This is a genomic window from Pantoea sp. X-Soil-YNGN-775, assembly GCF_059730575.1.
On sequence record NZ_AP035945.1, the window covers coordinates 1,770,531 to 1,785,256 of the forward strand.

General features: G+C 55.9%; 11 protein-coding genes and 1 other RNA gene. 7 read left to right on the forward strand and 5 right to left on the reverse strand.

Annotated elements, in window-relative coordinates; translation table 11 throughout:
• Positions 1–34 precede the first annotated feature (34 nt).
• From AC6I8I_RS08310 to AC6I8I_RS08330, 5 genes are all read left to right on the forward strand, one after another.
• Positions 35–580 carry a glutathione peroxidase gene (locus AC6I8I_RS08310; RefSeq protein WP_497819927.1) on the forward strand — a complete coding sequence of 182 codons (546 nt, stop codon included), beginning with the start codon at positions 35–37 and terminating at the stop codon, positions 578–580.
• Positions 581–1,330, forward strand: a complete 750-nt coding sequence (btuD, locus tag AC6I8I_RS08315; protein ID WP_497819928.1) for a vitamin B12 ABC transporter ATP-binding protein BtuD — start codon at positions 581–583, stop codon at positions 1,328–1,330.
• Between the two features lie 68 nt (positions 1,331–1,398).
• On the forward strand, positions 1,399–1,857 hold the full coding sequence (locus tag AC6I8I_RS08320) for a C40 family peptidase (protein WP_031375696.1): 459 nt from the start codon (positions 1,399–1,401) through the stop codon (positions 1,855–1,857).
• A 295-nt stretch (positions 1,858–2,152) separates the two neighbouring features.
• On the forward strand, positions 2,153–2,899 hold the full coding sequence (locus AC6I8I_RS08325; RefSeq protein ID WP_312756747.1) for an EAL domain-containing protein: 747 nt from the start codon (positions 2,153–2,155) through the stop codon (positions 2,897–2,899).
• Between the two features lie 85 nt (positions 2,900–2,984).
• On the forward strand, positions 2,985–4,436 hold the full coding sequence (locus AC6I8I_RS08330; protein WP_497828543.1) for a protein adenylyltransferase SelO: 1,452 nt from the start codon (positions 2,985–2,987) through the stop codon (positions 4,434–4,436).
• A gap of 1 nt (position 4,437) precedes the next feature.
• Here the strand turns inward: AC6I8I_RS08330 and AC6I8I_RS08335 are convergent, their stop codons facing one another.
• A complete protein-coding gene (locus tag AC6I8I_RS08335; RefSeq protein ID WP_497828544.1) occupies positions 4,438–5,484 on the reverse strand; it encodes a 3-deoxy-7-phosphoheptulonate synthase in 1,047 nt (348 codons plus the stop codon).
• Positions 5,485–5,636: 152 nt separating this feature from the next.
• Positions 5,637–6,464, reverse strand: a complete 828-nt coding sequence (gene ppsR, locus AC6I8I_RS08340) for a posphoenolpyruvate synthetase regulatory kinase/phosphorylase PpsR (RefSeq protein WP_031375700.1) — start codon at positions 6,462–6,464, stop codon at positions 5,637–5,639.
• A 439-nt stretch (positions 6,465–6,903) separates the two neighbouring features.
• Between ppsR and ppsA the strand changes: the two genes are divergently transcribed.
• On the forward strand, positions 6,904–9,288 hold the full coding sequence (ppsA, locus tag AC6I8I_RS08345; RefSeq protein ID WP_497828545.1) for a phosphoenolpyruvate synthase: 2,385 nt from the start codon (positions 6,904–6,906) through the stop codon (positions 9,286–9,288).
• A 71-nt stretch (positions 9,289–9,359) separates the two neighbouring features.
• Here ppsA and rprA read toward each other — a convergent pair.
• Both rprA and ydiK read right to left on the reverse strand, forming a co-directional pair.
• An RNA gene (gene rprA, locus AC6I8I_RS08350) (antisense sRNA RprA) lies at positions 9,360–9,467 on the reverse strand.
• A 264-nt stretch (positions 9,468–9,731) separates the two neighbouring features.
• A complete protein-coding gene (ydiK, locus tag AC6I8I_RS08355; protein WP_312056837.1) occupies positions 9,732–10,841 on the reverse strand; it encodes an AI-2E family transporter YdiK in 1,110 nt (369 codons plus the stop codon).
• Positions 10,842–11,048: 207 nt separating this feature from the next.
• Between ydiK and ydiJ the strand changes: the two genes are divergently transcribed.
• Positions 11,049–14,102 (forward strand): D-2-hydroxyglutarate dehydrogenase YdiJ, encoded by a 3,054-nt coding sequence (ydiJ, locus tag AC6I8I_RS08360; RefSeq protein WP_497828546.1) that lies wholly within the window; start codon positions 11,049–11,051, stop codon positions 14,100–14,102.
• 33 nt (positions 14,103–14,135) lie between these two features.
• Here the strand turns inward: ydiJ and AC6I8I_RS08365 are convergent, their stop codons facing one another.
• Positions 14,136–14,540, reverse strand: coding sequence for a hypothetical protein (locus AC6I8I_RS08365; protein ID WP_312056825.1), 405 nt, complete (start codon positions 14,538–14,540; stop codon positions 14,136–14,138).
• Positions 14,541–14,726 lie beyond the last annotated feature (186 nt).

Below are 14,726 nucleotides of genomic sequence, written 5' to 3' on the forward strand. Positions count from 1 at the left end.
GCTGGTTATTTAACATCCACAATAGGAATCCAGAATGAGCATTTATCAAACTGAACTGGTTACGCTTGATGGGGAAAAAACCACGCTGTCACAGTGGCAGGGCAAGGTACTGCTGGTGGTCAACGTCGCCTCTAAATGCGGTCTGACGCCGCAATATGAAGAGCTGGAGAATCTGCAAAAAGCCTGGCAGGATCAGGGCTTCAGCGTGCTGGGCTTTCCCTGCAATCAGTTTCTTGAGCAGGAGCCGGGCAGCAGTGAGGAGATCAAAACCTTCTGCAGCACCACTTACGGCGTGACGTTTCCGATGTTTGAAAAAACCGAGGTGAATGGCGACCAGCGCCATCCGCTGTATGCCCAGCTGGTGGCGGCATGTCCTGAAGCCGTACGTCCGGAAGGCAGCGGTTTTTATGAGCGACAGGTGAGCAAAGGCCGCGGCCCGAAAGCGCCAGGAGATATCCTGTGGAACTTCGAAAAATTCCTGATTGGCCGCGACGGCACGGTTATTCAGCGCTTTGCCCCTGACATGACGCCGGAAGACCCAATCATTCTGGAAACTATCAAGCAGGCGCTGGCAAAATAAATGCTGTTGCGGTTGAAACAGGTAGCCGTCTCCGGACGGCTGCTGCCGTTTAGCAGTGCGCTGGATGCCGGTCAGCTGCTGCATCTGGCCGGGCCGAACGGAGCCGGCAAAAGCACCTTACTGAGCGTTATCGCCGGTCTGCAATCTGCTGATGGCAGCATTGAGCTGGAACAGCGTCCATTGAGCGACTGGCGCGGCAGCGCGCTGGCGCAGGTGCGGGGCTGGCTGCCTCAGCAGCAGCTACCGCTCAGCCAGATGCCGGTCTGGCACTATTTACGCCTGCACCTGCAAACGGCGGACGCTGGTGCGGATCGGCGCCTGACAACGCTGCTGCAACGGCTGCAGCTGGATGACAAGTTATCCCGTTTGCTGACCCAGCTCTCCGGCGGCGAGTGGCAACGCGTCCGGCTGGCTGCGGTCTGCGCCCAGATCGATCCGCAGATCAATCCGCGCGGCCGGTTACTGATCCTCGACGAGCCGCTAACCGCGCTGGATCTGGCCCAGCAGAAAGCGGTGGATGATTTAATTGCTGAGCTGTGCGCGGCGGGTATCAGCGTCATCGCCAGCAGCCATGACCTTAATCACAGCCTGCAACAGGCCGATTGCGTCTGGCTGATGCATCAGGGCGAGGTGGTGGCGCAGGGAACCCCTGCGGCGGTACTGACGCCGTCGCAGCTGACGCCGCTGTACCAGATTGCGTTTCGCCAGCTGGAAATAGAAGGGCGCACGCTGCTGACGGTGCTGCCCTGACACTTGCCACCCGGCGCGCTTTCCCGCTACATTAAGCCGGTCGTAACTTCTGATAAGGACATTTGGCGATGCGCCTGGCTTTGCTGCTTTGGGTTCTGCTACTGACGGGCTGCAGTCATCACGCGCCGCCCATTAACGGCCGTCTTTCCGATTCGATCACCGTGATTGCCCAGCTGAACGATCAGCTTGGCAACTGGCGTGGTACGCCTTATCGCTATGGTGGCATGAGCCGCAACGGCGTCGATTGCTCCGGCTTTGTTTATCTCACCTTCCGCGACAAATTCGCCCTGCAACTGCCGCGCACCACGGCGGCGCAGAGTGATATTGGTACGCGCATCAGTAAGGACGATCTGCTGCCGGGTGATTTGGTATTTTTTAAAACCGGGCGCGGAGAAAATGGCTTACACGTCGGGATTTATGACACCGATAACGCCTTTATCCATGCCTCGACCAGTCAGGGCGTGATCCGGTCATCGCTGGATAATGTCTACTGGCGTAAAGTGTTCTGGCAGGCGCGACGCATTTAACCGCGCATTCAGGCCCCCGACTTAAGTCCAATTTAAATCAGACCCTGACCCACGAATAAAAGTTTTATTTTAGATGTCACTTATCCTGTCGGGATTTTATTAATCATAATAACCCGCGGTTTAATTCCACTAATAACCGGGTTTTTATTGTCGCTATTTGGCTTAAGCGAGATTGTCAGGCGTCAAACGGCGATGGAAAGCTAATTAAGTCCATCTCTTCAATGATTTGGTCCTATTGCCTGCGTGTATCCATTCATATAGGATATAACCATCGCCGCATATTCTGGCAGTAGAAATGAAAATTCACTTATCGGCCGACTATCAGTCGGAAATTTGGTTTTATCCTGCCTGCGATGTTGACGGGCGGCTGACCGCTGTCGAGCTGGTAACCCAGTTTGTGCATGAAAGTGCACCTATCACCCTGCCGCAGGACCTGCTGTTGCCGCAGCTCGACGAGTCGCAGCAGCTGCGCCTGTTGCAGAGTCAGATTGGATTACTGGAGCAATATCGCGCGCTGTTTGAAACTAATACGGTTTCTGCCTTAATTCGTATTGATGAAGGAATGGCGCGCACGCTGCTGGAAAGTGAATTGCTGATGCGGAAAATAAAACAGCTGCCCTACGTGCTGCTGGATATTACTGAAACGTTTCCGCACCTCAGGCAGGGCATAAATAATCCGTTGCTACAGAGTCTGCAGGCTGACTTTAATTTATCGCTTTCGCATTTTGGTGCCGGCAAATCGCCCGCCAATGCGGTCTACGATAATTTATTTAGCTGTATCAGTCTCGATAAAGGTTTTATTCATTCGCTGGCCAAACGCGCCTCTTTCGTGCCGTTTGTACAAAGCATTATCGATAACTTCCGTTCCCATTGCGATCAAATCATTATTTGTGGCATCGACGATGAGCGACTGCTGGACAAAGCGCTTCAGCTAAGCGGCGCGCATTTGCAGGGCGCGCTGTTCCCGGTGGTGAAATCAGATGCGCTCTGCTCGTTGATCTGCGCCGACAACCGCATGCCATCCTCTTTGCATCCGGGCTGATGCGGCCTGTTTAATCCCTGATATCAGCGTTACACTGAAGGTTTTAGCTGAACGACGTATCGCTGAGCGTCACATGGGAGAAACAATGTCCACTGGCAAGGTTACCTTCGACAACACCTGGTTTCGCGAACTGACAGGGTGTTACACCGCGCTTACCCCCACGCCGCTGGCAGGCGGACGCCTGCTCTACCATAACGCACCGCTGGCCGCCTCAATGGGGCTGGATGAGGCCCTGTTTAGCGGCGACGGTCATGATGTCTGGCACGGCGCGGCCTTATTGCCCGGCATGCAACCGCTGGCGCAGGTCTACAGCGGCCACCAGTTTGGCGTCTGGGCCGGGCAACTGGGCGACGGGCGCGGTATTCTGCTGGGCGAACAGCGGCTGGAGGATGGCAGCAAGCTTGACTGGCATTTGAAAGGCGCGGGTCTGACGCCCTATTCACGGATGGGGGACGGTCGGGCAGTGATCCGTTCCAGCGTGCGTGAGTTTCTGGCCTCAGAGGCGCTGCATCATCTGGGCATTCCGACCACCCGGGCACTGACGTTATCGATTGGCGATGAGCCGGTCTATCGTGAAACGCCGGAACGCGGCGCCATGCTGATGCGAATTTCGCCGAGCCATCTGCGCTTTGGCCACTTCGAACATTTCTTCTACAGCCAGCAGCAGGATAAGGTGCAGCAACTGGCTGATTATGCGATCCGCCACCACTGGCCTCAGCTGGCAGACGAAGCTGAACGCTATCAGCTGTGGTTTACCGATGTGGTCCTGCGTACGGCACGGCTGATCGCGCTGTGGCAGAGCGTCGGTTTCGCCCATGGCGTGATGAATACCGACAACATGTCGATTCTGGGCCTGACCATCGATTATGGCCCGTTCGGCTTCCTTGATGACTACCAGCCCGATTACATCTGTAATCACAGCGATTATCAGGGGCGCTACAGCTTCGAAAATCAGCCGATGATCGGCTTGTGGAACCTCAACCGGTTGGCACATGCGCTGTCCGGGCTGATGACTACAGAGCAGCTGAAGCAGGCGCTGAGCGTTTACGAGCCGGAACTGATGCGGGTCTGGGGCGAACGGATGCGGGCTAAGCTCGGCTTGCTGACGGCGGAGAGCGGCGACAACGACATTCTGACCGAACTGCTGGCGCTGATGACCAAAGAGCACAGCGACTACACGCTGACCTTCCGCGTGTTAAGTGAGACGCAGCAGGCTGAAATCCGTTCACCGCTGCGCGATGAGTTTATTGATCGTGAAGCCTTTGATGGATGGTATCAGCGCTATCGTGCGCGGTTATTGCAGGAAGAGGTCAGTGATGCCAGCCGACAGGCAGTGATGAAATCAGCGAATCCGGCAGTGGTGTTGCGTAACTATCTGGCGCAGCAGGCGATTGACGAGGCAGAGCGGGGAGAGCAGGGCGCGCTGGAGCGATTGCACCAGGCGCTGCAGCAACCTTTCAGCGATCAGACGGCCGCTGAATATCGTCAACGGCCGCCAGACTGGGGTAAAACCTTAGAGGTGAGCTGTTCCAGCTAACTCAGAAACGGCAGGAGACCGCTTCGGCGAGCAGGGCAAGCACCGCTTCACTGTCCTGCCAGCCGAGGCAGGGATCGGTAATCGACCGGCCATAAACCAGCGGTTCACCGCCGACCACCTTCTGATTGCCCTCTTCAAGAAAGCTCTCAATCATCACGCCGGCGACCGCGCGCGATCCGGCGACGATCTGCTGCGCCACATCGGCCGCCACATCAAGCTGACGGCGATGCTGCTTCAGGCAGTTGCCGTGACTGAAGTCGATCACCAGCTGTTGCTGTAAGTTAAACTCTGTCAGGCTGGCCGCCGCGTCTGCCACATCGCTGGCGTGATAGTTAGGCTGCTTGCCACCGCGCAGGATCACATGGCCATGCGGGTTGCCGCTGGTCTGATAGATGGTCATCTGACCGAGCTTATCCGGTGACAGGAACATATGGCTGGCGCGGGCGGCACGAATTGCATCTACCGCAATGCGGACATTGCCGTCGGTGCCATTTTTAAAGCCGACCGGACAGGAGAGTGCAGAGGCCATTTCACGGTGGATCTGGCTTTCGGTGGTACGGGCACCAATTGCGCCCCAGCTGATCAGGTCGGCAATAAACTGCCCGATCACCATATCGAGAAACTCGGTCGCGGTCGGTAAGCCAAGGGCGTTAATATCAATCAGCAACTGGCGAGCAATGCCAATCCCGCGGTTCACATCATAGCTGCCATCCAGATCGGGATCGGAGATCAGGCCTTTCCAGCCGACAACGGTACGCGGCTTCTCGAAATAGGCGCGCATCACGATCTCCAGTCGATCCTGATAACGGACGCGCAGGGCATTCAGGCGCTCGGCATACTCCAGCGCCGCTTTCGGGTCGTGCAGTGAGCAGGGGCCGATAATCACCAGCAGACGTGGATCTTCACCGGTCAGGATACGGGCAATACGCTGGCGGGCCGCCGTGACGTTATCAGCAATGGCGTCAGAGACAGGATGTCCGGCCGCAAGGCTGGCAGGCGTAATCAGGCTGCCAATGCGCGCGGTACGCAGTTCGTCGGTTTTGTTCATGATTTTCTCGGAAACGATTCTTCGCAACGGTGAAATACCGGGAAGTGATGGTGGTCACAATAAACCATTAGCCTGCGAATTCAACCCGGGAATTAATAATGAAAACAAAACCAACGGCAGCGACGCTTTACATCGCGGCCGCGCAGAGACGCTTAGTACATGCGGCGGGTCAGACCCATGATGTCGAGAATTTTGGTGGCGATCTCCTCGACCGAGTAGTTGGTGCTGTTGAGATAGCGGATCTGATGGGTCCGGAACAGCGCTTCCACTTCTCCCACTTCCAGCCGGCACTGGCGCATTGAGGCGTAACGGGTATTTTCCGCCCGCTCCTGACGAATGGCGGCCAGCCGTTCCGGATCGATAGTCAGCCCGAACAATTTATGCTGATGCGCGCGCAGCGCCGGCGGCAGTTTGAGGTTATCCATATCATCCGCGATAAAAGGGTAGTTGGCGGCACGGATACCAAACTGCATCGCCAGATAGAGGCTGGTGGGGGTTTTGCCGCAGCGCGACACGCCCAGCAGAATCACCTGAGCATCCTCCAGACCGCGCAGCGAAATGCCGTCATCATGCGCCAGGGTGTAATCGATCGCGGCGATACGCGCATCATATTTACCGAGATTGCTGGCATCCAGCCCGTGGGTGCGGTGGGCCACCGGTGCCGGCGACAATCCCAGCTCCTGCTGCAGCGGGGCCACCAATGCCTGAACGATGTCCTGACAAAAGCCTTCGCTCTGAACAATGATGTCGCGCACTTCCGGCGTGACAATAGAGAAGAATACCAGCGGCCGCACGCCGCTCTGCTGGTAAAGGGCGTTGATCTGCGCTTTGACCGCCTGCGCCCGCTGAACATTTTCAACAAACGGCAGCGTCAGGCTGGTGATATTGACCGGAAACTGTGACAGCACCGCATGGCCCAGCACTTCGGCGGTGATAGCAGTACCATCGGAGATATAGAAAACGCTTCTGTCAGTCGTCATGACGGGTCGGCCTCTGCAAAGAATGAGCGGTCTGAATAGCCCGCGAGATAAAATAAATAATCCATATTTTTCGATTATGAATCTTTTAGTTGCATTATTAACGCCCTGTTTTAGCACAGCAGTAAAAATGAAAGCGTGTTTCATTCCGCATAATTTTGCTGCCACGCTATCTGGCGTCAAAAATAACCATCCTGCTTGTTGCGCAACAAAAAACAATTATTAAGTGACTGAAAAGGTGACATTTACTGTTGCATCAGTCAGTTAGCGAAAAATAAACCCCTTGCGCAACGGATTATTCTGGCGTGCACAATTCCGAATCTGTCACTGATAATCTGCTTTAACGATTCAACAGATCGTCATTGCCAGGGGCTTATGCCAGGCTGAATGGGTTGATTGCAGAATATTCCATGTGCCCATTCATTGATAAAGGATAAGCTCAATGTCCAATAAAGGCGAACAGCCGCTAGTGCTCTGGTATAACCAGCTTGGCATGCATGATGTCGATCGGGTGGGGGGCAAAAATGCCTCTCTGGGTGAAATGATTACTAATCTGTCGTCGCTCGGGGTCTCGGTTCCCAACGGTTTTGCGACCACCTCGTACGCCTTTAACCTGTTCCTCGATCAAAGCGGACTGAACCAGCGCATTTATGCATTACTGGATAGCACCGATATTGATGATGTTGATGCGCTGGCGAAAGCCGGTAAGCAAATTCGTCAGTGGATTGTCGAAACGCCGTTCCTGCCGGAACTCGAAACGGCGATCCTGGAAGCCTACCAGCAGCTGTCGGCTGATGATGCCGACGCCTCCTTTGCGGTTCGCTCATCGGCGACCGCTGAAGATATGCCCGATGCTTCTTTTGCCGGTCAACAGGAAACCTTCCTCAACGTGCAGGGCATTGAAGCGGTGATGGTGGCGGTGAAGCATGTCTATGCCTCGCTGTTTAACGACCGCGCCATCTCCTACCGCGTGCATCAGGGCTATGACCACCGCGGCGTAGCGCTGTCAGCGGGCGTTCAGCGCATGGTCCGTTCCGATCTGGCGGCTTCCGGCGTGATGTTCACTATCGATACTGAATCCGGCTTTGACCAGGTAGTATTCATTACTGCGGCGCTAGGCCTGGGTGAGATGGTGGTGCAGGGCGCGGTTAACCCCGATGAGTTCTATGTACACAAACCGACGCTGGCGGCTGGCCGTCCGTCGATTGTGCGCCGCAATATGGGTTCGAAAAAAGTTCGCATGGTCTATGCCGATTCACTGGAACATGGCGAGCAGGTTCGGATCGAAGATGTGCCCGAGGCGGAACGCGATCGCTTCTGTCTCTCTGATGACGAAGTGCAGGCGCTGGCGCAGCAGGCGGTACTGATTGAACAGCACTACAAGCGTCCGATGGATATCGAATGGGCCAAAGATGGCCACACCGGCAAGCTGTTTATCGTGCAGGCGCGTCCTGAGACCGTCCGTTCAAACGGTCAGGTAATGGAGCGTTACACGCTGCAGGGCCAGGGCAGCGTGGTCGTCGAAGGCCGCGCAATTGGTCATCGTATCGGCGCGGGTGAAGTGAAGGTGATTCACGACATCAGCGAAATGAACCGTATCCAGAAAGGCGATGTGCTGGTGACTGACATGACCGACCCGGACTGGGAACCGATCATGAAAAAGGCTTCGGCGATTGTCACCAACCGTGGCGGCCGTACCTGTCATGCGGCGATCATCGCGCGTGAGCTGGGGATCCCGGCAGTGGTCGGCTGTGGCGATGCCACCGATCGTCTGAAAGAGGGCCACCAGGTCACGGTCTCCTGTGCTGAAGGCGATACCGGTTATGTCTACGATCAGCTGATCGATTTTGACGTCACCAGTTCGCAGGTTGATTCACTGCCGACGCTGCCGCTGAAAATCATGATGAACGTTGGCAACCCTGACCGCGCTTTTGACTTTGCCTGTTTGCCGAATGAAGGCGTTGGCCTGGCGCGTCTGGAATTCATCATCAATCGCATGATCGGCGTCCACCCGAAAGCGCTGCTGGAATTTGATCAGCAGACGCCGGAACTGCAGCAGCAGATTCGCAAAATGATGAAGGGATTTGACGATCCGGTTGAGTTTTACATCGGTCGCCTGACTGAAGGAATTGCCACGCTTGGAGCCGCTTTTGCACCGAAACGGGTAATTGTGCGACTTTCGGACTTCAAAACCAATGAATATGCCAATCTGGTCGGCGGTGAACGTTACGAGCCGGAGGAAGAAAATCCGATGCTTGGCTTCCGCGGTGCCGGTCGCTATGTGGCCGACAGTTTCCGTGACTGCTTTGCGCTGGAGTGCGAAGCAGTGAAGCGGGTACGCAACGAGATGGGGCTGACTAACGTGGAGATCATGATCCCGTTCGTGCGCACTGTCGATCAGGCGCAGGCGGTGGTCGAAGAGCTGGCCCGTCAGGGACTGAAGCGCGGTGAGAACGGATTGAAGGTGATCATGATGTGCGAAATTCCGTCCAACGCCTTACTGGCTGAGCAGTTCCTGCAGCACTTCGATGGCTTCTCGATCGGGTCAAATGACATGACCCAGCTGACGCTGGGACTGGACCGCGATTCCGGGGTGGTTTCAGCGCTGTTTGACGAGCGCAACGAAGCCGTCAAAGCGCTGCTGTCAATGGCGATCAAGGCAGCGAAAAAGCAGGGCAAGTATGTCGGTATTTGCGGTCAGGGACCGTCAGATCATCAGGATTTTGCCGCCTGGCTGATGGAGGAGGGGATTGACAGTTTATCGCTCAACCCGGACACCGTTGTCGAGACCTGGGTAAGCCTGGCGCAGTTAAACAAATCTGCCTGACGATAAGCCCCGATTTACCGCTAAAGGCCAGCTCTGCTGGCCTTTTCTATTTATGGCTGGTCAGTGACAGGCAAAAAAAAAGCCCATCACAGGGGATGGGCAAAGACTACACACAGCAATTCTTTACTTTACTCAGGGGAAAAAGGTTGTTTAGAAATCAGTGAGTTGATTTCGAACATAGGAAACATGTTATTCACCAGACCGGCCGACGTCTTTAAGAATCCTCTTATTAGTTTAAAGCCGATAATCTTTTGTCACCTTTTATACTGCATTTCCCTTAAGAAACAGTGCAGAAAATAATCTGTTTTAGCGCTGAATGGGTGATTCGGGGCTAAAGATGGCTTTTTTCTTAAAAACCGCTAATGAAAAATAAACTTTACGTGACGCAGAATAATCGGGGCGGTCAATCATCATTAACCGCCCTAACCATTGCTGAAGCAGATTTAATGCGGGGTTTCGTCGTGATCGACGAGGGCATCCGCCACGGTCAGCGGGTCATCGTCCGGCGCGGGCGCTTCATGCACCCAGACTGACACCAGCCGATAAGAGACCGCCAGCACCACCGGACCGATAAATAAGCCAATCATGCCAAAGGCGAACAGGCCGCCGATGACCCCGGAAAGGATCAATATCATCGGCAGGTCAGCGCCCATCCGAATCAGCACCGGGCGTAGCACGTTATCCAGCGTACCAACCACGCAGCTCCAGACCAGCAGTACGGTGCCCCAGGTGGTATCACCGCTCCAGTAGAGATAGATAATGGCCGGCACCAGCACCAGCAGCGGACCAATCTGCACCAGACAGCAGAGGATCATCAGCACCGTGAGCAGCGTGGCATAAGGAATGCCGGAGACCGCAAGGCCAATGCCGCCCAGCACGCCCTGCACCAGCGCCGTCACCACCACGCCCAGCGCCACGGCGCGGATTGACTGCGCCGCCAGCAGCACCGCCGCATCGCCCCGTCGCCCCGCCATGCGGAAAGCAAAATGACGAATACCCTGCGCCGCCTGTTCGCCACGCCAGTAGAGCAGCACGCTGAACAGCAGCATGACCGCCAGATGAATCATAAAACGGCCAAAATGGCCGGCCTGCGCCACAAAGAAGCCGGTGGTGCGGCCAATATAGGGCTGCACTTTCGCCATGATGCCGGAGCCACCGCCTTCCACCAGCTTGTGATAACTGGCATAAACCTTTTCGCCGACCATCGGCACATCGTTAAGCCACAGCAGTTGTGGCATCAGATGGCCTTGCGTCACCCAGGCGACCACCGGTGCGCTGTTATCGATCAGGCTGCTGACCAGCAGTGCGATAGGAATAATAAACAGCAGCAGTAACAGCAGGGTCATGGCAATCACTGCCAGTGATCGGCGTCCCCACAACAGCCGCTGCAACCGAAGCATCAGCGGCCAGGTGGCGATCACCACCATGCTGGCCCAGGCAAAACCCAGAATAAAGGGCTGTACCACCCACAAACAGGCGATGATCAGTAACAAAATGAACATCAGGGTAAAAAGTATCTGTGGTAAATCCATGTCCCGATACAGGCTTTTCATCATCGACTCATAACCTCGTCTAATTCCTTCATTGCCGGGCTCTCAGTGCCCGTTTTTATCATGATCTATTTAGTGCGGATTAAACAGAGCAGCAGAGAAAGCTTTTTCCCTTTCCTGAAAAAACGGCGGGCGGCAAAAAAATGTGATAAAACGAGGGACCGCAAACGCGCAAACGCAAACGTTTACAACATCTTCGGTTAGACAATAATGATCCCACAGATTTCGCAGGCGCCGGGCCTCGTTCAACTGGTGCTGACATTCCTTGAGTCGCTGAAAGAGCAGGGTTTTACCGGCGACACCGCCACCAGCTATGCTGACCGCCTTTCACTCTCTACCGATAACAGCATCTATCAGCTGCTGCCCGACGCGGCGCTGTTTCCGCGCTCAACCGCTGACGTCGCGCTGATCGCCCGGGTGGCAGGCGAGCCACGCTTTGAAAGTCTGGTGTTTACGCCACGCGGCGGCGGCACCGGTACCAACGGTCAGTCGCTGAACCAGGGCATTATTGTTGATATGTCGCGCTACATGAACCGCATCCTCGAGATCAATACGGATGAGGGCTGGGTGCGGGTAGAAGCGGGGGTGATCAAGGATCAGTTGAACGCCTGGCTTAAGCCCTATGGCTTTTTCTTCTCGCCAGAGCTGTCGACCAGTAATCGCGCGACGCTGGGCGGGATGATCAATACCGACGCCTCCGGCCAGGGATCGCTGGTGTATGGCAAAACCTCCGATCACGTCATTGGTCTGCGCGCGGTGCTGCTGGGTGGCGATATCCTTGATACCCGGCCGATGGCAACGGCGCTGGCTGAAACAGTGGCCCGCACGGCCACCCCGGAAGGGCGCATCTATCAGCAGGTGCTGAGCCGCTGTCGTGAGCAGCGTGAGCTGATCCTCGAAAAATTCCCGCGGCTGAACCGCTTCCTGACCGGTTACGACCTGCGTCACGTGTTCAGCGACGATATGCAAACCTTCGACCTGACGCGCCTGCTGTGCGGAGCCGAAGGGACGCTGGCCTTTATCACCGAAGCGCGGCTGGATATCACGCCGTTGCCGAAAGTGCGGCGGCTGGTCAACATCAAATATGATTCGTTCGATTCCGCCCTGCGTAATGCGCCTTTTATGGTGGAAGCGCAGGCGCTGTCGGTCGAAACCGTCGACTCAAAAGTGCTTAACCTGGCGCGCGAAGATATCGTCTGGCATTCAGTGCGGGAACTGATTACCGACGTGCCGGACAAAGAGATGCTGGGGCTGAACATCGTCGAGTTTGCCGGTGATAACGCTGGGCTAATCGACAGTCAAATCAGTCAGCTCTGTGCGCGGCTGGATGCGCTGATGGCGCAACAGCAGGGCGGCGTCATCGGTTATCAACTCTGCGACGATCTGCAGGGCATTGAGCGTATCTACAACATGCGTAAAAAGGCGGTGGGGCTGCTGGGCAATGCTAAAGGCCGCGCCAAGCCGATCCCGTTCGTCGAAGATACCGCCGTCCCGCCGGAAAGCCTGGCGGATTACATTGTCGAATTCCGCGCCCTGCTTGACAGCCACGGGCTAAGTTACGGCATGTTTGGCCACGTCGATGCCGGCGTGCTGCATGTTCGTCCGGCACTGGACATGTGCGATCCGCAGCAGGAGATGATGATGAAGCAGATCTCCGACGAAGTTGTGGCCCTGACGGCGCGCTACGGCGGATTGCTGTGGGGCGAGCACGGCAAAGGCTTCCGCGCGCAGTACAGCCCGGCGTTCTTTGGTGAAACCCTGTTCAATGAGCTGCGCCGGATTAAATCGGCATTCGATCCGCATAACCGCCTCAATCCCGGCAAAATCTGCACCCCATTTGACAGCCATGACGAGATGATGCAGGTCGATGCGGAGAAGCGTGGCACTTTTGATCGCCAGATTCCGCTCTCGGTACGCGACGAGTGGCGCGGCGCGATGGAGTGTAACGGTAACGGCCTGTGCTTTAACTTTGACGCCCGCAGCCCGATGTGTCCGTCGATGAAAATCACCCGTAACCGTATCCATTCTCCCAAAGGTCGGGCGACCCTGACGCGGGAATGGCTGCGGCTGCTGGCTAATCAGGGTGTGGATCCACTGATGCTGGAGAAGCAGTTACCGCAGAGCCGGCTTTCACTGCGCGGGCTGATCGCCCGTACCCGCAATAGCTGGCACGCCAGTAAAGGGGAGTACGATTTCTCGCACGAGGTAAAAGAGGCGATGTCGGGCTGTCTGGCCTGCAAAGCCTGCTCAACGCAGTGCCCGATCAAAATTGACGTACCCAGCTTCCGCTCGCGCTTCTTACAGCTTTATCACACCCGCTATTTGCGCCCGGTCAGCGATCATCTGGTGGCGGCGGTTGAAAGCTACGCGCCATTAATGGCGAAGGCACCCAAAACCTTTAACTTCTTTCTGCGCCAGCCGTGGCTGAAAGAGCTGAGCAAAACTCAGATCGGCATGGTCGATCTGCCGCTGCTCTCTTCACCGACGCTGAAGCAGCAGTTGAGCGGCCATCCCGCGATGAATATCACGCTGGAGCAGCTGGAGCGACTGCCGGCTGCCGATCAGGCGAAGTGCGTGCTGGTGGTGCAGGATCCGTTTACCAGCTTCTACGAAGCGCAGCTGGTGAATGATTTTATCCGGCTGATTGAGAAGCTCGGCTACCGGCCGGTTCTGCTGCCGTTCTCGCCGAATGGTAAAGCGCAGCATGTGAAAGGCTTCCTGCAACGCTTTGCCCGGACCGCCAGCCGGACCGCCGATTTCCTGAACCGGGTGGCGCGGCTTGGAATGCCGATGGTGGGGGTCGATCCTGCGACCGTACTCTGCTATCGCGATGAGTATCGTCAGACGCTGGGCGAGGCGCGCGGTGATTTCAGCGTGCTGCTGGTGCATGAGTGGTTGCAGAGTGCGCTGACGGAGCGGGAAGTGCAGAGCACCACGGGCGAGTCATGGTACCTGTTCGCGCACTGTACTGAAGTAACCGCGTTGCCGTCCGCGCCGACACAGTGGCAGGAGATTTTTTCCCGCTTTGGCGCAAAACTGGAGAACATCAACGTGGGCTGCTGTGGCATGGCGGGCACCTACGGCCACGAAACCAAAAACCTTGAAAACTCGCTGGGGATCTACGCGCTCTCCTGGCATCCACAGCTGCAACGCTTACCGCGTCAGCGCTGTCTTGCTACCGGTTACTCCTGCCGCAGCCAGGTCAAGCGGGTGGAAGGTAACGGAATGCGCCATCCGCTCCAGGCCCTCTTAACGCTGTTGTAAAAAAATTGTGCGCGACGTCACGGCGCGGCTGGATTAGAATATCCAGCCAGCGTGACGCACAAAGTCGCTTTGCAGCGCGGTGGCTTTATCCCATTCACCGATCATCGCCAGCTGATGGCACAGACGGGTCAGGGAGAGTCGCGCCAGTTGGTAAGCCTGAATGCGGAACAGACGATCGCGATCGCTATTTCCCATCTCCTGCACCAGGCGGTGATGCAGTTTGCCCATGGCGTGCAAATAGCTCTGGTCATCTCCGTTCAGCTGGCAGACTTCTGCCATATCCAGACAGGTATCATTAAACTGACGTAATTGCTGAAGGGTACAGTCGGCCCGGTCGAGTCTGGCCTGCGCCAGGTAGAAGTCGACGGTGATATCGCGTACCGAAAATCTGTATTCGTCGATTTTATGCTGCAGCCAGGCAGAGACGGAAAGCGTCATAATGCCACCCTGAATGTGAATGATAATAATTATCATATTCATCGGGGCGAGGAATGCAATTGCTCCGGCAGAAAAATTTTACGATTTATCTGACCTGTCAGTATAATCGGCAATAACAATCTGTTTACATCGCAGAAAGGCGTAACCTATCAATAAGCACTTTTATGAAAAGTCACTTTTGAAAAA

Coding starts and splice junctions, on each gene's coding strand:
- AC6I8I_RS08365 (WP_312056825.1), bottom strand. CDS start 14,540: ATGACGCTTTCCGTCTCTGCCTGGCTGCAGCATAAAATCGACGAATAC.
- AC6I8I_RS08335 (WP_497828544.1), bottom strand. CDS start 5,484: ATGAACAAAACCGACGAACTGCGTACCGCGCGCATTGGCAGCCTGATT.
- AC6I8I_RS08310 (WP_497819927.1), top strand. CDS start 35: ATGAGCATTTATCAAACTGAACTGGTTACGCTTGATGGGGAAAAAACC.
- AC6I8I_RS08320 (WP_031375696.1), top strand. CDS start 1,399: ATGCGCCTGGCTTTGCTGCTTTGGGTTCTGCTACTGACGGGCTGCAGT.
- ydiK (WP_312056837.1), bottom strand. CDS start 10,841: ATGAAAAGCCTGTATCGGGACATGGATTTACCACAGATACTTTTTACC.
- ppsR (WP_031375700.1), bottom strand. CDS start 6,464: ATGACGACTGACAGAAGCGTTTTCTATATCTCCGATGGTACTGCTATC.
- ydiJ (WP_497828546.1), top strand. CDS start 11,049: ATGATCCCACAGATTTCGCAGGCGCCGGGCCTCGTTCAACTGGTGCTG.
- AC6I8I_RS08330 (WP_497828543.1), top strand. CDS start 2,985: ATGTCCACTGGCAAGGTTACCTTCGACAACACCTGGTTTCGCGAACTG.
- btuD (WP_497819928.1), top strand. CDS start 581: ATGCTGTTGCGGTTGAAACAGGTAGCCGTCTCCGGACGGCTGCTGCCG.
- AC6I8I_RS08325 (WP_312756747.1), top strand. CDS start 2,153: ATGAAAATTCACTTATCGGCCGACTATCAGTCGGAAATTTGGTTTTAT.
- ppsA (WP_497828545.1), top strand. CDS start 6,904: ATGTCCAATAAAGGCGAACAGCCGCTAGTGCTCTGGTATAACCAGCTT.